Annotated in this window: 16 protein-coding genes; 6 read left to right on the forward strand and 10 right to left on the reverse strand. The window is 63.5% G+C overall.

Features of this window, described 5'->3' with window-relative positions:
• Window positions 1–16: 16 nt before the first annotated feature.
• The 4 genes from A9971_RS26820 to A9971_RS26835 are packed head-to-tail and all read right to left on the reverse strand — an operon-like array spanning window position 17 to window position 4,685.
• Complete coding sequence (locus A9971_RS26820; RefSeq protein WP_183000176.1) at window positions 17–1,312, reverse strand: efflux RND transporter periplasmic adaptor subunit; 1,296 nt, start codon at window positions 1,310–1,312, stop codon at window positions 17–19.
• Window positions 1,302–2,792 carry a TolC family protein gene (locus A9971_RS26825; protein ID WP_011061234.1) on the reverse strand — a complete coding sequence of 497 codons (1,491 nt, stop codon included), beginning with the start codon at window positions 2,790–2,792 and terminating at the stop codon, window positions 1,302–1,304. The genes A9971_RS26820 and A9971_RS26825 overlap by 11 nt, the downstream gene beginning before the upstream one ends.
• Entirely contained in the window at window positions 2,785–3,984 is a 1,200-nt protein-coding gene (locus tag A9971_RS26830; RefSeq protein ID WP_053151586.1) for an ABC transporter permease, read from the reverse strand. Before A9971_RS26830 ends, A9971_RS26825 begins: the two co-directional genes overlap by 8 nt.
• A complete protein-coding gene (locus A9971_RS26835) occupies window positions 3,981–4,685 on the reverse strand; it encodes an ABC transporter ATP-binding protein (protein ID WP_011061236.1) in 705 nt (234 codons plus the stop codon). The genes A9971_RS26830 and A9971_RS26835 overlap by 4 nt, the downstream gene beginning before the upstream one ends.
• 355 nt (window positions 4,686–5,040) lie before the next feature.
• On the opposite strand from A9971_RS26835, the gene A9971_RS26840 reads away from it, so the two are divergent.
• Both A9971_RS26840 and A9971_RS26845 read left to right on the forward strand, forming a co-directional pair.
• Entirely contained in the window at window positions 5,041–5,784 is a 744-nt protein-coding gene (locus A9971_RS26840) for a TetR/AcrR family transcriptional regulator (protein WP_011061237.1), read from the forward strand.
• Window positions 5,785–5,906: 122 nt separating this feature from the next.
• Window positions 5,907–6,854 (forward strand): alpha/beta fold hydrolase, encoded by a 948-nt coding sequence (locus A9971_RS26845; RefSeq protein ID WP_123430799.1) that lies wholly within the window; start codon window positions 5,907–5,909, stop codon window positions 6,852–6,854.
• 118 nt (window positions 6,855–6,972) lie between these two features.
• Here the strand turns inward: A9971_RS26845 and A9971_RS26850 are convergent, their stop codons facing one another.
• Genes A9971_RS26850 through A9971_RS26860 form a run of 3 tightly spaced genes read right to left on the reverse strand, consistent with a single transcriptional unit; the run spans window position 6,973 to window position 10,777 of the window.
• Complete coding sequence (locus A9971_RS26850) at window positions 6,973–8,286, reverse strand: FAD-binding oxidoreductase (RefSeq protein WP_123430798.1); 1,314 nt, start codon at window positions 8,284–8,286, stop codon at window positions 6,973–6,975.
• Complete coding sequence (locus A9971_RS26855) at window positions 8,283–9,371, reverse strand: polyamine ABC transporter substrate-binding protein (protein WP_183000177.1); 1,089 nt, start codon at window positions 9,369–9,371, stop codon at window positions 8,283–8,285. The genes A9971_RS26850 and A9971_RS26855 overlap by 4 nt, the downstream gene beginning before the upstream one ends.
• Before the next feature lie 47 nt (window positions 9,372–9,418).
• On the reverse strand, window positions 9,419–10,777 hold the full coding sequence (locus tag A9971_RS26860; RefSeq protein WP_011061241.1) for a glutamine synthetase family protein: 1,359 nt from the start codon (window positions 10,775–10,777) through the stop codon (window positions 9,419–9,421).
• Window positions 10,778–10,940: 163 nt separating this feature from the next.
• Between A9971_RS26860 and A9971_RS26865 the strand changes: the two genes are divergently transcribed.
• Window positions 10,941–11,855 carry a helix-turn-helix domain-containing protein gene (locus A9971_RS26865; RefSeq protein ID WP_011061242.1) on the forward strand — a complete coding sequence of 305 codons (915 nt, stop codon included), beginning with the start codon at window positions 10,941–10,943 and terminating at the stop codon, window positions 11,853–11,855.
• Between the two features lie 30 nt (window positions 11,856–11,885).
• On the opposite strand, the gene A9971_RS26870 is transcribed toward A9971_RS26865, so the two are convergent.
• Both A9971_RS26870 and A9971_RS26875 read right to left on the reverse strand, forming a co-directional pair.
• Window positions 11,886–15,092 (reverse strand): ATP-binding protein, encoded by a 3,207-nt coding sequence (locus A9971_RS26870; protein WP_183000178.1) that lies wholly within the window; start codon window positions 15,090–15,092, stop codon window positions 11,886–11,888.
• 10 nt (window positions 15,093–15,102) lie between these two features.
• A complete protein-coding gene (locus tag A9971_RS26875) occupies window positions 15,103–15,729 on the reverse strand; it encodes a response regulator transcription factor (RefSeq protein ID WP_125063114.1) in 627 nt (208 codons plus the stop codon).
• 434 nt (window positions 15,730–16,163) lie between these two features.
• On the opposite strand from A9971_RS26875, the gene A9971_RS26880 reads away from it, so the two are divergent.
• Window positions 16,164–16,589, forward strand: coding sequence for a response regulator transcription factor (locus A9971_RS26880; protein ID WP_103290224.1), 426 nt, complete (start codon window positions 16,164–16,166; stop codon window positions 16,587–16,589).
• Between the two features lie 222 nt (window positions 16,590–16,811).
• Window positions 16,812–17,567 carry a response regulator transcription factor gene (locus tag A9971_RS26885; protein WP_183000179.1) on the forward strand — a complete coding sequence of 252 codons (756 nt, stop codon included), beginning with the start codon at window positions 16,812–16,814 and terminating at the stop codon, window positions 17,565–17,567.
• 220 nt (window positions 17,568–17,787) lie between these two features.
• On the opposite strand, the gene A9971_RS26890 is transcribed toward A9971_RS26885, so the two are convergent.
• A complete protein-coding gene (locus tag A9971_RS26890) occupies window positions 17,788–18,483 on the reverse strand; it encodes a peptidoglycan DD-metalloendopeptidase family protein (protein WP_026020258.1) in 696 nt (231 codons plus the stop codon).
• A 246-nt stretch (window positions 18,484–18,729) separates the two neighbouring features.
• On the opposite strand from A9971_RS26890, the gene A9971_RS26895 reads away from it, so the two are divergent.
• Complete coding sequence (locus A9971_RS26895) at window positions 18,730–18,948, forward strand: PLDc N-terminal domain-containing protein (RefSeq protein ID WP_015635581.1); 219 nt, start codon at window positions 18,730–18,732, stop codon at window positions 18,946–18,948.
• Window position 18,949: the final 1 nt, after the last annotated feature.

Raw genomic sequence — 18,949 nt, forward strand, 5'->3', positions numbered from 1 at the left:
GCTGGCAGGCCAGCGCCTACAAGGCGTTGGGCAGGCGGACCTGGCCCGGTTGCAGGCCGAACACTTCCACGCCCTCCGGGGTCGATTGGCCCACGGTCACCGGCACCCGCTGGCCTGGTTGATCGGCCGTTGCCCGGTATTCCACGCTCATGCCGTCGGCGTCGCGCTGGATCGCCGCAGGCGGCAGCACGATGGCCTGGTCGTTGCGGTAGGTGACGATGGTCAGCCGCGCGCTCATGCCCAGGCGCACCCGTTGCAGTTGTTCGCGGCTCAGCTTGGGCACCGACAGGGTCACCGGGAATTGCGCTCCGGCACCTGCGGTTTCGTTGGGCAGGGCCAGGCTGCTGACGATATCCACCACGCCTTCCAGGCGTTCACCATCAAAGCCGTCACCGAGAATTTCCACGCGCTGCCCCTGGTGCAGTTGGTTGATGTCCAGCTCCGACACCTTGCTGACGATCTTCAGCTGTTCGATGTTGGCCAGGCCGAACAGCACTTGCCCCGGGCTCAGGCGTGAACCGGTCTGCACCGGACCGTTGGCGGCACCGGCGGTGTTCGGGCCCGCGCCGCCATTGGGTGGCGGCACCACGATGCCGGCAAAGGGGGCGACCACGTCCTTGTGCTCCAGCAGTTTGCGCAGGGCGTCGTACTTGACCGTGGCGTTGGTCAACTCCATTTCGGCAATCTGCCGGTATTCCCCCGTGCCCTGGTTCAGCGCCTGCTGCAATTCACTCTGGGCGGCGGCCAGGTCCAGGCGCTGCATCTGTGCCTGTTGCTCCTGGTCGTTGAGCTCGTTGCGCGGAATGATTCCGCGCTGGAACAGGTTCTGGCTTTCCCGCAGCTTGCGTTCGGTATTGGCCAGGGACATCTGCGAGTTGCGCAGGGTACGGCGGGCCCGGGTGACCACGGCGCCGTTGTTCCAGTCCTGCAGCTCCTGAACGGTGCGGCGGGCCTTGAGCAAGGTGGAAAGGGCTTCGCGCGACTGGATCTCCACCAGCCCCGGGTCCATCTGCAAAAGGACCTGGCCGGCCTCTACGCGCTGGCCCTGTTCCACCAGGCTGGCCTGCACATTGCCTTCGAACGGGGCGGTGAGGACCACGGTCTTTTGGGGTTCGATCTTGCCCACCAGGCCGATCTGGTGAGTCAGTACCGTGCCTTGCACGCTGACCCAGCGGGCCTCGCTGGCCGGAGTGCTGGCGGGGGACTGGAGGGTGACCAGGGCAGCGGCGCCCACGGCGAGGGCGACGGCCAGGGCCAGCGCATGCAAGGTATGGCGACGGCGCTTGCTCGCCTGCGGCTTGTCAGAAGTCATTGAGCGCAATGTCCCAGCTCTCCAAAGTCATGCCCAGGGTCAGGTCCAGTTGCGTCTGGGCGTTCAGGTAGGCGATCAGCGCATTGAGCCGGGCATTCTCGGCGTTGCGCAGGTCACCCTCGAAACTCAGCACCTGGAAGTTGCTGGAACGGCCGGCACTGAGCTTTTCCCGTTCGATGTCCAGCTTGCGCTTGGACAGTTCGCTGGCGCGCTGGGCAATCTCGTACTGGCGCCAGCGGGTGCCCAGGTCGCGCACCACGTTGTTGACGTCACGCTCCAGCACCTGGCGGGCATCGGCCAGGAGGATTTCCTGGTTCTCCACATTGACCCGGGCGTGGACCTCGGCCTGGCGGGTACTCAGGTCGCCAATGGGAATCTGCACCTGGACCCCGGCGTAGCTGTCCCAGCGCCGGTCCGAACCGTTGCTGGTGTCATTGTCATAGCGGCTGCGGGTCTGGTTGGCCCCGGCCACCAGGGATACGTCCCAGCGCGACTGGTCCTTGGCGATCACCAGGTTCAGATCGGCCTGCTGGCTGCCCAGCAGGGTAGCCAGGTATTCGGGCTGCTGGATCTGCGCAAGGCGCAGGGCCTCGCGCTGGTCGATGCTGATCTTGGCCGCCTGCAGGGCCTCGCTGGCGTGGATCCGGCTGGACATGTCCAGGGCCAGCAGACGCAGCAGCGACAGGCGGTTGACGTCCACCTGGTTGCGCGCTTCCTCCACCCCCAGCTCCTGGCTGGCGATGTCGGCTTCGGTCTGCACGATCTCGAACTCGGCCATGCGCCCGGCGCTGATCAGCGCGCGGTTGACTTCCAGCAGGGCATTGGCGCGCTTGAGGGCTTCCTGGGCGATGGTCAGCTGTTCCTGGGAACGCAGCAGCTCGCGGTAGGTGGTAATGATCGCGGTGATGGTCTGGGCGACCCCGGCCTTGAGGTTGAGGCGGTTGCTTTGTTCGGTGATGCGCGCCAGACGCAACGGCGCGGTGGTCACGTCCCAGCCGGCGCCGCGCAGCAATGGCTGGATGATCGCCAGGTCCAGGCCGTCGCTGCGCTGGCGGCCGGCCCGATCGGCTTTGTTCAGGTCCTGGATCCAGGCCATGCTCAGGCGTGTGCCGTACTCGCTCAACAGGCTGGTGGCCGGGGCCATGTTGAGGTTCTGCGTGGTGTCGCTGCTGCCCCGGGTGGTGCGGTAGTTGCCGGTGATCAGCAGCTTGGGGTTGAACACATCCTCGGCCACCCGCAGGTCGAACTTCTGCGCCACCCGCTGCAGGTACGAACTGCGGATGCTGCGGTTGTTGCGCAAGCCCAGGTAGACCGCGTCCCCCAGGGTCAGGTCGGTGACCTGCTGGCTGAGCAGGGCGCTGCGCGAGTAGTCGCTGCGCATGGTGGGAGCGGAGGGGCGATCCACCCGCTCATCGGCGCTGAGCGCCGGCAAGTACAAAAGGCACAGGCAGGCGAGTGTTCGCAGGCGCCAGTCATTCATCGCGCAACGCCTCCACCGGTTGCAGTCTGGATGCCGAAATGGCCGGGTACAGGCCGAAAAACAGGCCCACCAGCAGGGTGCTCCCGATCCCCAGCGGCAGTGCGGCTCCCGCGAGGGAGAAGTGCCAGCCGGACATCCGGGCATAGATAAAGGCCGAGGCGACCCCCAGTATCGCCCCCGACAGGGCGCCGACGGCGGTCAGGCTGACCGCCTCCAGCAGGAACAGGTTGCGGATGTCCTTTTGCCGGGCGCCCAGGGCCATGCGGATGCCGATCTCGCGGCGGCGCTCCGAGACATTCATCAGCATCACGTTCATCACCCCCACGCCACCCCCCACCAGGGAAATGCCGCCCAGGGCCATCAGCAGGTAGCCAAAGGTGCGGCTCTGCCGGGTCATGCCGTCGATGATCTGCTGCGGTACCTGCACTTCCACCTCACGTCCGCGCAGGATCTTTTTCAAGGCCTGGGTCATGGCGGCGGCGACCTGCTCCATGTTCTGGCCACCGGCGACCCGGGTCACCACGTTGTCGATCTGTGGCGAAGGGAAAATCCGCCGCATGCTGCCCTGGGGCAGGAACACCGAGTCATTGGCCTGGATTGGCACCAGCACCGCGCTGGGCTGGTTCTGCAGGATACCGATGACCAGGAACAGGTAGTCGTTGATCCGCACCCGGTCCCCCAGTTGCAGCGGGGCCCCGGCGGCGCCCAGGGTCTGAGCCACCTGATGGCCGACCACCGCATAGATTTCGTTCTGATCGAAGTCCGAGAGAAAGCGCCCCTCACGCAACTGCAGGCGCATGGCCGGCGCCAGCTCGGCGGTCGCGCCCACCACGCTGGCGTTGGCGGAGCGGCCATTGCGAATCAGCGTGGCGCTGAGCAACACCGTCGGGGCAATGTTGATCAGGCTAGGCACCGCCTGGCTCAGCGCCCGGGTGTCCAGGGCCGCGGGCAGCGGCGTGCGGCTGTCGGCGCTGGCGGGAAAGCGGGCCACCAGGGTGTCGGTGCCCATGTTCTGGAAGATCGCCGCGGCGTCCTCGGCGGCGTTGTGGCCGATGTTGATCAGTGCCACCACCGAGGAACTGCCGATGACGATGCCTAGCAGGGCCAGGATCGAACGCTTGCCCAGGGTGCGCAGGCTGACGAAGGCTTCGTGCAGCAGCTGGCTGGCGCTTTGCTCGACCTTGAGGCTCATGCCGGGCAGACCTCCTGCACCACGCCATTGGTGACACGGATCTGCCGTTCCAGGCGCTGGGCGATATTGGGGTCGTGGGTGACGATGATCAGGGTCACCCGGCGCTCGCGGTTCAGCGCCAGCAGCAGGTCCATGATGTCCTGGGCGGTGTGGCTGTCGAGGTTGCCGGTGGGTTCGTCGGCGAGGATCACCGAGGGTTCGCCCACCAGTGCCCGGGCGATCGCCACCCGCTGGCGCTGGCCGCCGGAAAGGTCCGCCGGGCGGTGGTCGGCGCGTTGCCCGAGGCCTACCTGGTCGAGCATGTGCATGGCCCGCTCCAGGGAATCACGCCGGGCCACGCCGCGGTAGCTCAGGGGCAGGGCGACGTTGTCCAGGGCGCTGAGACGCGGCAGCAGGTTGAAGCTCTGGAACACGAAGCCGATCTGCTGGTTGCGGATCGCCGCCAACTGGTCGGGGCTGGCGCGGAAGATATCGTGGCCGGCAAAGTGATAGTCGCCGCTGTCGGGCAGATCCAGCAGGCCGAGAATGTTCAGCAGGGTGCTTTTGCCGGAACCGGAGGCACCCAGGATGGCGCAGCTTTCACCGGCGTCGATGCAAAGGGAGACGTTCTTGAGAATGTGGAGCGGTTGCTCCGCCAGCCGATAGCTCTTGCCTATGCCCTGCAGGGAGATAAAACCTTGCTCGATTATCGTCTCTGTCATCGCTTACCGCGCCGGCTGGCTCGACTGGCTGCTTGAACAACCACGGGGCGCAGGGATCACGCAACAGGGGTATTCAGGGGCAGGGCCAAGCTCTGGTTTTATTTATTATTTTAAAAACATTGTTTGAATAGTAACTGCGTTCATCCTGCCACGCCAGCCGTCTGAACCGGGTAATTGAGGGCTTTTTCCAGGTTTTTTTGCGGAGAAACCCGCGGGTCACAAAAAGGCCGGTGGCCACCGTGACGGTCCCTCGGACGCTTGCTTTTAGGGCTTCTCGCAGGTATAAAAAATCAAATTTTTTTTTAAAACACTGTTCGAACGGTCAGTTTTTCATCCCAGCAAAGGTTAGTCCTCCATGGTCGCCAAGAAACTCAGTGCCCCCAATGTCACCAAGACCCGACTGCTGGAAGCGACCGAGGCATTATTTATCAAGTACGGCTACGACGCGGTGCTGCTGCGCCAGATCACCGAGCGGGCCAAGGTCAACCTGGCGGCGGTGAACTACCACTTCGGCGACAAGGATTCGCTGATGAAGGCCCTGTTGATGCAGCGCCTGGGGCCACTCAATGATCAGCGCCTGGAACTGCTGGCCAAGTGCGAGGAACAGGCCGAGGGCCCGCTGGACTGCGAAACCCTGCTGGGGGTGCTGTTCGCCCCGGCCATGGGCCTCGAGCGCAGCGACGAGAGTGGCGGCGTGGAAGGGCGCTCGTTCATTCGCTTCCTTGGCCGGGTCTACAGTGATACTTCGCCCTTTATCCAGGAATACCTCAAGGAGCATTACCAGCCGGTGTTCGAGCGCTTCTTCAAGGCCTTTGCCCTGGCTTTGCCGGACCTGCCGCGCAACGAGCTGGGGGTGCGCCTGCAATTTGCCCTCAAGGCAATTTCCGGCGTCATGGCCGGCACCGAGCTGCGCCTGCTGATGCAGGCCATGAGCCTTGGACGCCCGGCCACCGATGCTGAAGTCATGGCCAAGCTCATCAGCCTGGTGTCGGCGGCGATTCGCGCCCCCATGCAGGACCCCGATTCCGAGCAGGCCCTGGAGAAAGTCCTCGATACCCAGCGCCTGATCCGTCAGCAATCCCATTCCCTGGCCGGCTGATTCCCGGCTGAGCCGCCCGGCCCCGACAGCGCAGCAGGATCATTCGGAGCGTCAATGATTCTCGGGGCAGGTGCCCACATCTGCTAGGTTCTGCTCCTTGCATCTGCCTTGGAGCATTCGCCATGAGTTCCTCCCAACAGCATGTTCTGGCCGTCAACGGCATCGAACTCAGTGTGCGGGTCAGCGGCCCGGAACACGGGCAGCCGGTATGGCTGCTGCACGGTTTTCCCGAGTGCTGGCATTCCTGGCGCCATCAAGTGCCGGCCCTGGTGGCAGCGGGATTCCGGGTGTTCGTCCCGGAAATGCGTGGCTATGGCCGCAGCTCGGCTCCCGAGGCGGTGCAGGCCTACGACCTGCTGACCCTGTGCGCCGATATCCAGCAGGCCATGCACGCCTTCGGCCAGCAGCGGGTGTGCATCGTCGGCCACGACTGGGGCGCCCCCGTGGCCTGGCACCTGGCGCTGCTGGAGCCGCAGCGGGTGGCGGCGCTGGTGACCCTGTCGGTGCCCTTTGCCGGGCGGCCGAAACGCCCGGCCAGCGAGATCATGCGCCAGGTGCACGGCGAGCATTTCAACTACATCCTCTACTTCCAGCAGCCGGGAGTGGCCGAGGCGGAACTGGACGCCGATATAGACGCCAGCCTGCGCCTGTTCATGGGCAATGTCGGTGCATTGCTGCAACCCAAGCCGGCCGATGCCCGGTTGTTCGACGGGGTGACGGTGCCCGCAGGGTTGCCGCAGTGGTGCAGCGGGGAGGATTTCCAGGCCTATCGCCAGACCTTCACCGGGCGCGGCTTTCGCGGTGCCCTGAACTGGTACCGCAATTTCGAGCGGACCTGGAAGCGCACCGAGTTCCTGGCCGATGCCCAGGTCCAGCAACCGACCTTGTTCCTGCTGGGCGACCAGGACCCGGTGGGTGTACTGGAAGCCCATACCCTCAAGCGCATGCCGGGCAAGGTGGCGGACCTTGAGCAGCACCTGCTGGCGGACTGCGGGCACTGGATCCAGAACGAACGGCCGCAGCAGGTCAATGCCCTGTTGCTGGATTTCCTGCAGCGCCGGTTCACCTAGGGAGCCCGCCGCCCCGCAGGAGCTGGCGTGCCAGCGAACGCGCCAGCAGGTGCGGCGCAAGGTGTTCGCCGGCAAGCCGGCTGCTACGAGGCCGGGTGGTGCCAGCGAAGGGGGCCGATCAACCGAGCATTTCCCGCATCCGGTGCCAGAGCATGCCCAGGGCCAGCAGTGGTGCCCGCAGGGCCGGGCCGCCGGGGAAGGTCATGTGCGGCACGCCGCTGAACACGTCCAGGCCGCGACTGTGGCCGGCATGGATGGCTTCGGCCAGTAGCCGGGCAGTCCAGTGGGTGACGTTCAGGCCATGCCCGGAATAGCCCTGGGCGTAGTACACATTGGGGTACTGCGACAGGCGCCCGACCTGGGGGAAGCGATTGGCGGTGATGCCGATCTTGCCGCCCCACTGGAAGTCGATCGCCACATCCTGCAACTGCGGGAAGACCTTGAGCATCTTGGGTCGCATGTAGCCGGCAATATCCGCCGGATCACGCCCCGAATAGTGGCAGGCACCGCCGAACAGCAAGCGCCGGTCCGCGGTCAGTCGGTAGTAGTCCAGGCCGACTTTCTGGTCGCACAGCGCCAGGTTGTCCGGGATCAGTTGCCTGGCCCGGGCCTCGGCCAGCGGCTCGGTGGTGATGATGTAGCTGCCCGCCGGCAGTACCTTGCCACTGAGCCGTGGCTCGAGGTCTTCCAGGTGGGCATTGCAGGCCAGCACCAGGTGCCCGGCGGTGACAGTGCCGGTTGCGCAGCGCACCTTCACACTCTCGCCGTGGGTCAGTTCCAGCACCGGGCTCTGCTCGAAGATCCTTACCCCCAGGGACGCTGCCAGCCGCGCTTCGCCCAGCACCAGCTTGAGCGGGTGCAAGTGCCCAGAGCCCATGTCCACCAGCCCCCCGGCATACACCGAGGAGGCCACCACCTGCTGCATGTCCTGGGGCGCCACCAGCCGAGTGGGGTGGCGGTAGCCCAGCCTGACCAGGCTGTCCTGCTCGGCCTGGAAGGCGGCGAACTGGGCCGGGGTGTTGGCCAGCTCACAGAAGCCCCAGCGCAGGTCGCAGTCGATGGCATGTTCGCTGATGCGCTGGCGTACCACCTCCACCGAGTCGATGCCGGCCTGCTCGAGGTATTTCACCCCTTCCTGGCCGACGTAGCGGGCAAAGCCTGTGACCTCGTGGCCAATGCCGCGGATCAGTTGGCCGCCGTTGCGCCCGCTGGCGCCCCAGCCGATGCGCCGGGCTTCCAGGAGGATCACCGAGAGCCCGCGCCGGGCCAGCTCGATGGCGGTGTTGACCCCGGTGAAACCGCCGCCGATCACGCAGACGTCGGCGCTCGGTTGGCCCTCCAGCGATGGGTAGCCGGGCAGGCTGCCGGCCGAGGCGGCGTAGTAGGAGCGGGCATGCCCGTTGGCGCTGCCCGAAAGGTTTGGCTGAATCATTTGTTGGACTTCACTTTGCTCCAGGAGCGGGTCATCAAGCGCATGATGGCCGGCGACTGGGTGGTGGAGATGTACAGCTTGTCGAGCACGGCCTGAGGTGGATAGACCTCGGGGTTGTTCACCAGGTCGGCCTCCATGTACTGCTGGGAAGCCGGGTTGGGGTTGGCGTAGCCGACATAGGCGCTGACCTTGGCGATCACTTGCGGGTCCAGCAGGTAGTTGATGAAGGCGTGGGCTTCCTTGACGTTGCCGGCATCGGCGGGAATCGCCAGCAGGTCGAACCACAGGTTGCTGCCTTCCTTGGGAATCGAATAGGCGATGTTCACCCCGTTCTTGGCTTCCCTGGCCCGGTTGGCGGCCTGGAACACGTCGCCGGAGTAACCGAAGGCGATGCAGATATCACCGTTGGCCAGGTCCGAAACGTACTTGGAGGAGTGGAAGTAGGTGATGTAGGGGCGCAGGGTCAGCAGCTTGGCCTCGGCCTTCTTGTAGTCCTCGGGGTTCTCGCTGCGCGGGTCCAGGCCCAGGTAGTTGAGCACCGCCGGGAACACTTCATCCGGCGAGTCCATCATCGACACCCCGCACTGCTGGAGCTTCTTGAGGTTCTCAGGCTCCAGCAGCACCGCCCAGGAGTCGATGTGGTCGATGCCCAGTACCTGCTTGACCTTGTCGACGTTGTAGCCGATGCCATTGGTGCCCCAGAGGTAGGGCACCGAGTACTGGTTGCCGGGGTCGTTCTGCTCCAGCAGGGCCAGCAGCTTGGGGTCCAGGTTCTTCCAGTTGGGCAACTGCGAGCGGTCGAGCTTGAGGAACGCGCCGGCCTTCACCTGGCGCGCCAGGAAGTGGTTGGAGGGCACTACCACGTCGTAGCCGGTGCGCCCGGCCAGCAGTTTGCCCTCCAGGGTTTCGTTGGAGTCGAAGACGTCGTAGATCACCTTGACCCCGGTCTTGCCCTGGAAGTCGGCGAGGGTGGTCTGGCCGATGTAGTCGGTCCAGTTGTACACGCTGACACTGGGTTGTGCCTGGACGGCGGTGCTGCACAAGACCGCCAATGCTGCCGGGACCACTGCTTTCAAAAGACGCATATCGACACCTCTTCGGGTTGTTTTTGTGGATTGCAGAATGCGGGTTGTCAGACGCTGAGCAGCAGGAACTCGCGTTCCCAGGAGCTGATCACGCGCTTGAAGTTCTCGTGTTCGGCACGCTTGACCGCCACGTAGCCGCGCACGAACTTGCGCCCCAGGTACTGCTCGATGGTCGGGCAGTCCTCCATGTGTGCCAGGGCGTCCTCGATGGTGATCGGCAGGCGCAGGTTGCGCCGCTCGTAGGCCCGGCCTTCCACCGCGGCGCTGGGCTCGATGCCCTCGACCATGCCCAGGTAGCCGCAGAGCAGGCTGGCGGCAATGGCCAGGTAGGGGTTGGCGTCTGCGCCGGGCAGGCGGTTTTCCACGCGCATGGCGTCGGGGCTTGCGGTCGGAACCCGCAGGCCCACGGTGCGGTTTTCCTCACCCCATTCGACGTTCACCGGGGCCGAGGTGTCCGGCAGGAAGCGGCGGAACGAGTTGACGTTGGGGGCGAACATCGGCAGCAATTTGGGGATGTACTTCTGCAGGCCGCCGATGTGGTGCAGGAACAGCTTGCTTTTCTCACCGTTGGCATCGACGAAGATCGGCTTGCCGGTGTCGATGTCCACCACGCTCTGGTGCAGGTGCATGGCGCTGCCGGGCTCGTCGGCCACCGGCTTGGCCATGAAGGTGGCGGTGACGTTGTGCTTGAGCGCCGCCTCGCGCAGGGTGCGCTTGAACACGGTGATCTGGTCCGCCAGGTCCAGGGCGTCGCCGTGGCGGAAGTTGATTTCCATCTGCGCCGGGCCGTCTTCGTGGATCAGCGTGTCCAGGTCCAGGCCCTGGGCTTCGCACCAGTCGTAGACATCTTCGAACAGCGGGTCGAATTCGTTGGCGGCATCGATGGAGAACGACTGGCGACCGCTTTCCGCTCGGCCGGAGCGGCCCAGGGGAGCCTTGAGCGGCAGGTCCGGGTCTTCGCAGCGCTGGGTCAGGTAGAACTCCATTTCCGGGGCGACGATCGGCTTCCAGCCCTTGTCGGTGTACAGCTGCAGCACTTTCTTCAACACGTTGCGCGGCGACAGTTCGATGGGGTTGCCGAATTTGTCGAAGGTGTCGTGGATGACGATGGCGGTGGGTTCGATGGCCCAGGGCACCAGGTAGATCGATGACGAGTCGGGGCGGCAGACCATGTCGATATCGGCCGGGTCCAGCAGTTCGTAGTACAGGTCGTCGTCGACAAAATCCCCGGTTACCGTTTGCAGCAGGACACTTTCCGGCAGGCGCATGCCTCGCTCATGCAGGAACTTGTTGGTGGGTGCGATCTTGCCGCGGGCAATGCCGGTCAGGTCGCTGACCACGCACTCTACTTCGGTAATCTTGTGATCTTTCAGCCAGGAGGAAAGCTGATCGAAAGGGGCGTTCATAAAGACCTCGATTATTGGTTTTATCTGCTCCGAGGTGAGCGGGAGTATCCCGGCAAGGCTTCCCCTGCGGCGCATTGGCGACTATCTTGGGCGAGCCTTGTTGTTCCATCTATCCACTTTAAGCAGAACCAAAACGCACCAAACGAGTGCGTAAGGTCCCCCGATGACAGCGTCCAATCCGCTTCAGGTCCAAGCGTTCAACACCTTCGATGTCGCCGATCAGATCCGTGCCACCCCGGGTTGGGTCCAGCATTACCAGCAGATGTCCCCTGGCCATTTCAACGGCCTGGTGCGCTACCTGGACCTGCAGGGCGTGGAGATCTACGAGGAATGCATGAACACCCGGGTCGAGCAGAATTTCAGTGCCCCCCAAGGCGCCCTGGCGTTCTGTTTCGACCGCAGCGACAACGCGCTGTACGTGCTCAACGGCGAGAGCCGCAATATCTGGATCACCCCGGAGAACTACCAGGAAGTGGCGGTGGTGTTCGGCCCCGAGTTCGTCCGCGGCCACGGCCTGGGTGTGGAGCGCCTCGACGGGCTGTTCATGGCGCCCCTCAACAGCCAGCAGAACGCCTTGTTCTGCCGCTGGCTGAGTTCGACCCTGACCCGCCTGTCCCAGACACTCGACCCACCCAGCCGCGAAGCCCTGACCCAGCAACTCCTGGAGGACTGCCTGTACATCCTCGACAACGCCTGCGTGCGCCTGGACCGCGGCGGCCTGCAACGGCGCAGCGAGGAGCGGGGGATCATGCAACGGGTAGCGCAGTGGGCCGCCGACGTGCCCGAGGAAACCCTCAACCTGCTGGAGCTGTCCCAGGTAGCCGGAGTGTCCCTGCGCCAGTTGCAGAGTGCGTTCAAGGCCTTTACCGGGATGGCCCCCAGCCAATGGCTGCGCCTGCGCCGGCTCAACAGCGCGCACCGCGAACTGCTCAGCCGAGGGCCGACTGAGACCACGGTGGCCGAGGTGGCGATGCACTGGTCGTTCTGGCACCTGGGGCGGTTTTCCAGCAGTTACCGGGCGCTGTTCAAGGAGCTGCCGAGCCAGACCTTGAAACGCAGTGCCGTGGCGCGTCGCTAGGGCGTGCGCCCGGGCCTTGCGGGCAAGCCCTCAGTACACTTGCAATGACTGGTTGAGGTCGCGCAGGGCCTGATCCAGCCGGGCCACGGCGGTGGACAATTGCTGCTCCTGGGCCGCCTCGGCCACCAGCTCTTCCAGGCTGACGCACAGCTCCAGCAAACCTTGGGTATTGAGCAGGTAGGCCGTGCCCTTGAGCTTGTGGGCGATGGCTTTCAGGGCCTGGCGATTGCCACTGGCCAGGGCCTTGCTCAAGGCCTGCAGTTCCTCGTTGTTGCTGTTGATCACGTGCTCGGCCAGAGCGGCGTGGATGTCGCCGTTCAACGACGGCACCGCGCTCTGCGCCTGGGGGGGCGTCAGGCTCAGCTTGGGGATCAGGCGGTTCAGCCCGGCAAGGCTGATCGGCTTGGCCAGGGCACTGTCCATGCCCGAAGCCAGGCAGCGCTCCAGTTCCTCAAGCTGGGCGCTGGCGGTCAGGCCGATGATGGTGCAGGGGCGCACCCCCATCTGGCCCTCCATGCGCCGGATCGCCTGGCTCATCTCATGGCCGCTCATCTGCGGCATGTTGCAGTCGGTGATGATGATATCCACGTCATGCTCCTGCCACATGGCCAGGCCTTCCAGGCCGTTGTAGGCGATCAGGGCCTCGTGTCCCAGGTAGTTGATCTGCTGGTTGAGCAGGTACTGGCTGGGCAGGTGGTCTTCGACGATCAACACGCACAGGGGCTGGTCGGTGCTGTTGAGCACCGCTTGTTCCGCGCTGTCGGTGGCGCTGCTGCGCTCGTCGGCAACGCGCTGAAAACAGGCCTTGAAGGTCATGCGGGTACCTACGCCAAGTTCGCTCTGGACTTGCAGGCTGCCGTTCATCAGCTGGGTCAGCGAATGACTGATGGACAGGCCCAGCCCCGATCCGGCGTTGGGGTTGCTGACCACGCTGTCGACCTCGAAGAACGGGGTGAAGATCTTCTGGATCTGCGAAGCCGGAATGCCCGGGCCGGTGTCGATCACTTCGACATGGAAGTCGAGAAAGTGTTGATCTTTCACCTGGCCCACGCAACGGATATGGATCTCGCCCTGTTCGGTGAACTTGATCGCGTTACTCAGCAGGTTGGAGATGATCTGCTTGAACTTCAGGCCATCGATCCACACTTGCGCGGTGGCCCAGGCATCGAACTGCAGGTGGATGTCCAGGTGCTTCTGGCGGGCCAGGCCATCGAAGACATTGGCCACCGATTCGATCAGGTCCTTGAGGCTGGCGGCTTCCGGGCGCAGGGTCAGGCGCCCGGATTCGATCCGCGAGATATCCAGGATATGGCCGATCAGCGCCAGCAGGTTCTGCGCCGACTCGTAGGCGATATGCACGGAGCGGGTATTGAGTTCGCGGTCGTTGTCACGGGTCAGCACCAGCTCCAGCATGCCGACGATGGCGCTCAGGGGGGTACGGATCTCATGGCTCATGGTGGTCAGGAACACGGTCTTGCTGCGGCTGGCATGCTCGGCGGCTTCTTTGGCATCGCGCAACTGGTCGAGGATCAACTGGCGCTGCAGCAGGTCCAGGCGCTTGCGAATGATCCGTCGTCGCTGGCTCAGAATCCACCAGGCCGCCAGCATCAGCATCAGGCCCAGGCTGCCCAGGATTTTCCAGGTGAAGGCCGTAACACCTTTCCAGTAGCTGTCGTCGGTGCTGCCGCTGGCGCGCCAGCGACCCAGGATCTGCAGGTATTCCTGAGGGCTGATCTCGGCCATGGCCTGGTCGATGATGGCGATCAGTTGCTGCTGGCTTTGCGGTGCGGCGAAGGCGATCCGGGCTTCCTGGCCTTGCATCATGCCGTGAATCTTCAGGCTGTTCTGGAGCCTGAAGGACAGGTAGTAGTTGGCCAGGTTGGCTGGTGCCAGGGTGAAGTCCGCCTTGCCTTGGCGCACCCGGTTGAGGGCCTCGGCAACGGTGGATGTCTGCTGGACCCATAGCCGTGGATAGCGCTCGCGCAGGTCCTCGCTCTGCAGGTAGCCGGAGGCGAGCGCCACGGAGCCGATGGAGTCGCGGTTCAGCGGTGCCAGGGGCGGTGCGTCGGTCTTGCGCACAATCACATAGGGCGTAGTGACGATGGGCCGGGTGTACAGGTAGGACGCACGCCTGGGGTTGGCGCGGGCCAGTATGCTGAGGTCTGCACGGCCTTCGCGCAGGCGGGTGTCGACCTGCTTGAGCGAGCCGACCCGGGAGACCTCGAAGCGCAGCCCGCTCTTGCGTCGGATGAGGTCCAGAAGGTCCGAAGCGATGCCGTTGAACAGCCCGCGGCTGTTGAAAAACGCATAGGGCGCCAGGTCGTCGCTGATCACCAGCCGCACCGGCGGTGCATGCTCCAGCCAGAGACGCTGATCGGCGTCCAGGCGTTCGCGAAAACTGTTGGAGTCGCAGTTACCCGTACCGCCCCACATCTGCAGCGCCGATATCACCTGGCAGCGCTTGATGCCGCCCAGGGCTCGCTCGAGCAACTGTTGCAGGTGGGTATTGTCACGGGCCACGGCAAACCCGACCCGGATTTCCGGCAACCGTGCACTGTGGCTGATCACCAACTGGTCGCTGAACAATTGGCTGGATAGATAGCCGGTAGACAGCGAGTCCCCCAGGTAGATGTCTGCGTCGCCATCGAGTACCGAGCCCATGGCGGCGCGGGGGGAATCGTACAGCTGGATCAGGCCCCGTCCACCGGTGCGCAGATAGAGCTCCAGGGCCATGCCGCGGGTGGCGGCGATCCGTGTTCTGGAGATGTTCGCGCGGTAGTCCCGCAGGTCACCGCTCTCGGCATACAGGGCCAGTTCGGTGACCGCGTAGCTCGGGCTCAGCCGGACCTGGTAATCCTCTGCTTCCACCTGGGTAGCGCTGTCTACCAGATCGACCTCGCCCCTGCGCAAGGCGTGATAGGCGGCATCCGTATTGGGGTAGGTGCGGACTTCCACGGGGATCGCCAGCTCGCGCTGCAATGCCCCCAGATAGTCCGCTCCTATGCCTTCGAGTTCATGGCGCTGATTGATTTCCCGGTAGGGGGGCAGGTCGCCACTGACGATGCCGACCAACAGGGCCTCTTTGTTACGCAGCCAGGTCTGTTCATCGATGCTGGGGCGAATATCGAGGAAGTCCAGCGGCTGGCGGGCACGGATCTTCACCCTGTCCTGCGCGAATACCGGCAGGGCCAACCACAATATCAGTACGAAAAACAGCGGGCGCGGCAGTAACCTCACATCAGGTTACTCAGACCAGTTCGTTCTGCCTGGCGATGTTCACCAGATCCACCACCGAAGTGACCCCAAGCTTGCTCAAGATATTGATCTTGTGGCCGCTGACGGTCTTGTTGCTCAGGTGCAGTTTCTCGGCGATCTCAAGATTGGTCAGACCTTCAGCGAGCAGCTTGAGGACTTCCAGTTCACGATTGGTCAGCGCCGCCAGGACGTCGCTGCTGTGTTTGCCGCGGCCGCCATCGCTGAACGGCATCGACTTCTTTGGGAAGAACACATAGCCCTCGACGATGGTGTCCACCGCCTTGAGCAGTCTGGTCAGGGGTTCGTTCTTGCTCACGAAACCACTGGCTCCGGCCTGCAGGCAGCGCATGGCATAGGTGTCGACGGACTGGGCGGTGAACACCAGCACCCGCACATCCAGGTTCGCTTGGGCGATGCGCTTGAGCACGGTGAGACCGTCCATTTTTTCCAGGCTGACATCCAGGATCACGATGTCCGGCTTCAGCGACAGGATCATGTTCAGGGCGCTGATACCGTCGGCAGTTTCGCCAACAATGGAGTAGCCCTGAGTCTCCAGGGTTTTGCGAATCGCCTCACAGACTACCGGGTGATCATCGACGATCAGTACACTTTTACTCATGCCAGGTTATCCAGAATCAAAATATCTAGGTAATAAGTGAGCCAACAACGGTCAGCGCCTTGATGAAATCTGAGGCTGGTTGAGATTTTTCTCTGACCTAGGGCGGATTTGCGGAAAGCTCAAATAAGAAAATGATGCCGAATAAGCCCCTCAGGGTCATCAGAATGTCACTGGCAGGCTAGCAGGAAGCAACCTGAGTACTGCCAAGAAAATTCCTGTTTTCGAATCCATTGCTTCGGGTTGACGGGCTCTTGGCGCCGATCTCGATTGGGTAAATGCAATTCAAGACTATTCCTAAAGCCCATCCACAACGCAGAGCCTATCTTGCCCTGTCATTCAGCCAGGCACAGGGCGAGCCTGAGTGGCGGGCGGCATTCTAGTGCACTGTGCCAGCAGTGTGATGGCCCACTATTTTCCTGAGGTCGAACCAAGCGATGTTGAAGTTAAGGGTAGGGGTACTGGAGCAACATAATATTGTCCGCCACGGTCTGTACAAGCATCTGTCCAGGCAGTCGGTTCTGTGCCTGAGCGAGTTCTTCAATTTCGCCGACATGTTGGAGGCCCTGGAACAAGAGCAGCTGGACGTGCTGATGATCGGCCACCTGATGGATAGCGACCCGGTTCATCTGGTACGAAACTTGATCACCCGCTACCCCGGTCTGAAAATACTCGTGCTGCTGAACCGTCCCGACCCTGTAATTGCCTCGCAGCTGCAGGCCGTGGGCGCACATGGGGTGATGTCCAAGACGCAGTCTTTGCCGGACTACGCTGATGCGCTGCGAAGCCTGGCCCGCGGCGAGCGCTATGCCATGCTCAGCGATGGCCGGGCAAGCATGGAAAAGCCACTCTACGACGCCTAGCCGAACAGGCCGCGTAGCCCTCGATTCAAGATTTTCTTTGGAAAACTTCAAGACGTTTCTTGTTATGGCGAGGCGGCCGGCGCTCTAGAGTACCCGGCACTGGTGACCTGAAAGACTGTCGCAAGGCCGTGACGGTCGGTGGGCCAGGACCACTCGGACTAGAGGCTTGAGAGGATGGAATATCCAGTTCTGAAGACCACCATCGAACGTTCTGGAGGCGCTATGTCACTTGTCGTTAACAAGCCCTTGCGCATCGCAGTGCTGGACGATCACGCATTGATTCGCATGGCAATGCAGCTACAGCTGCAGAGCGTGGCGGATTTCCAGCTGGTGGGTTTGTATGCCAGCAGCGGCGAGCTGATCTCGGCCCTGCGTGATACCGAGCTGGACCTGCTGGTGCTCGATTACCAGCTGCAGGAATGCGACCTGGATGGCCTGCGCCTGATCCGCCTGTTGCGCAACAAATACCCGCATTTGCTGATCCTGGTGTCCTCGGCCACCGAGACGCCGTTTTTCGTCAAGCAGATCATCGATATCGGAGCCAATGGCTTTCTCGGCAAATCACAATCCCTGGACGACCTGATTCCGGCCATCCGCACGGTAGCCAGCAAGCGGCTCTATCTGTCGCCGTTGCTGGCTTTCGCCGTGCAGCACCCGCCAATCGGCCCCGCCGCCGAGCCGGGCAGCCCGCCATTGACCAGCCTTGAGACCCTGTCCCCCAAGGAGAACGAAGTCTTGCGCTGCTTTCTGGATGGCCTGCGGATCTCGCAGATCGCCAGCAAGTTTTCCCGCAGCATCAAGACCATCAGCGGGCAGAAGCAGGCCGCGTTCAGAAAGCTGGGGATCCGCACCGACGCCGAGCTGTTCAAGGTGCAGCGCAAGCTGGACCTGCATATTGCTTCCCGCGAGCCGGCAGAGGACGCCTTTCATGATGAGGCCAGCGAGCCGACGCTGCCTCCGACCCGCAGCACCCTCTAGAGTGGCAGTGACAGGCGTGAGCACTGATGCTCGTTTCCAGGCCTTGAGCTATTGACGCGCCCCGCGTCCCTTGCTTGCGCCGAACTCATCGGCCACTACAGAGCCGCTATGGCAAGCATCAAGAAGGTTGCGCTCACCATCCTGCTAAACCCCAGCATTCAGCGCGGGCGCGGTTTTCGAGGACATCGAGGGCAGGAGCGCTGCGAGGCCAGTCACTCGCTCAGCCCGGCGGCAGCAAGCGCAGCGGATCCACCGGCACGCCGTTGGCGCGGATCTCGAAGTAAAGCTGGGCGCGGTCGGTGTCCTGGGAACCGGCTTCGGCGATCTTCTGGCCCTTGATCACCATCTGCCCTTCCTTGACCAGCAGCCGGCTGTTGTAGGCGTAGGTGCTGGTGTAGGAGGGGCCGTGCTGGAGAATCATCAGGTTGCCGTAACCGCGCATGTAGCCGGCGAACGCCACCTTGCCGCCCAGGGTGGCGTGGATCGGCTGGCCCTGGGTGGTGGCGATGCGGATGCCCTGGTTGAGCTTGCCGGTGGGGGAGAAGCGCCCGATCAGCACTCCGCGCAACGGCCAGCTCCAGCCCTTGAGGGTGACCTTGGGCATGGGGGCAGGGGCCGGGGGCGCTGTTCGGCCCTTGCTGGCGGTGGTTCGCGACTTGCTGCTGACCACCCGGGTGGTCCTGGCCGCGCCGCCTACCCGCAGCACCTGGCCGACCTCCACGGTATAAGGCGCCTTGAGGCCGTTGAGCCGCGCCACCTCCTTCCAGTTGGTGCCGTTGCGGCTGGCAATGGAATACAGCGTGTCGCCGCGCTTGACCCGGTACTCGCCGGCCTTGAGGGGGCCGGAGTTGGAAGGGCTGGAGCTGCAGGCTGACAGGGTCAGGAGCAATGCGATGAAAAGCAATCTTGCGAACACGCGACATCCACTATGTCTTGACGGGGCCAAGGGGCCCGAAACTTCGGCGTTAGCCAGGCCGATAAAGCCGGCAACTATACCTGTTTGCCGATGAAGAGGCGCGTTATAGACCGCTGCCACAGCGGTTAAATTCAATCCGGATGTCACAGGACGCTGATCTTTCCTGCGCCATGAACGCCCACGGCAATCTTTGTGAACCCTCGTCGCCTGCACCGCACTAAGGCAGTACAGACCGGGAGGAATCTTATGCAAGTGCAATACCTGTTGATCGTACTGGCCGTGATCGTGCTGCTGGCCGAGATCTGGGCCATCAGAAGCCTGCTGCGCAGCGGTGCGCGGGCAGAAAACAAGGGGCTGTGGATCGTGGTGATCATCTTCGTGCCGCTGCTGGGGCTGTTGCTATGGCTGATGGTCGGCCCCAAGGCCCTGAACCGGGACGCGCCGGCCGAGCGCGGCAGAAGCTGAA

The organism is Pseudomonas sp. UME65, from assembly GCF_014170225.1.
Classification (GTDB): domain Bacteria; phylum Pseudomonadota; class Gammaproteobacteria; order Pseudomonadales; family Pseudomonadaceae; genus Aquipseudomonas; species Aquipseudomonas protegens.

Bases quoted from the DNA above. Each gene is read 5' to 3' on its own strand.
- A9971_RS26820 (WP_183000176.1), bottom strand. From the start codon at position 1,312: ATGACTTCTGACAAGCCGCAGGCGAGCAAGCGCCGTCGCCATACCTTG.
- A9971_RS26825 (WP_011061234.1), bottom strand. From the start codon at position 2,792: ATGAATGACTGGCGCCTGCGAACACTCGCCTGCCTGTGCCTTTTGTAC.
- A9971_RS26830 (WP_053151586.1), bottom strand. From the start codon at position 3,984: ATGAGCCTCAAGGTCGAGCAAAGCGCCAGCCAGCTGCTGCACGAAGCC.
- A9971_RS26835 (WP_011061236.1), bottom strand. From the start codon at position 4,685: ATGACAGAGACGATAATCGAGCAAGGTTTTATCTCCCTGCAGGGCATA.
- A9971_RS26840 (WP_011061237.1), top strand. From the start codon at position 5,041: ATGGTCGCCAAGAAACTCAGTGCCCCCAATGTCACCAAGACCCGACTG.
- A9971_RS26845 (WP_123430799.1), top strand. From the start codon at position 5,907: ATGAGTTCCTCCCAACAGCATGTTCTGGCCGTCAACGGCATCGAACTC.
- A9971_RS26850 (WP_123430798.1), bottom strand. From the start codon at position 8,286: ATGATTCAGCCAAACCTTTCGGGCAGCGCCAACGGGCATGCCCGCTCC.
- A9971_RS26855 (WP_183000177.1), bottom strand. From the start codon at position 9,371: ATGCGTCTTTTGAAAGCAGTGGTCCCGGCAGCATTGGCGGTCTTGTGC.
- A9971_RS26860 (WP_011061241.1), bottom strand. From the start codon at position 10,777: ATGAACGCCCCTTTCGATCAGCTTTCCTCCTGGCTGAAAGATCACAAG.
- A9971_RS26865 (WP_011061242.1), top strand. From the start codon at position 10,941: ATGACAGCGTCCAATCCGCTTCAGGTCCAAGCGTTCAACACCTTCGAT.
- A9971_RS26875 (WP_125063114.1), bottom strand. From the start codon at position 15,729: ATGAGTAAAAGTGTACTGATCGTCGATGATCACCCGGTAGTCTGTGAG.
- A9971_RS26880 (WP_103290224.1), top strand. From the start codon at position 16,164: ATGTTGAAGTTAAGGGTAGGGGTACTGGAGCAACATAATATTGTCCGC.
- A9971_RS26885 (WP_183000179.1), top strand. From the start codon at position 16,812: ATGTCACTTGTCGTTAACAAGCCCTTGCGCATCGCAGTGCTGGACGAT.
- A9971_RS26895 (WP_015635581.1), top strand. From the start codon at position 18,730: ATGCAAGTGCAATACCTGTTGATCGTACTGGCCGTGATCGTGCTGCTG.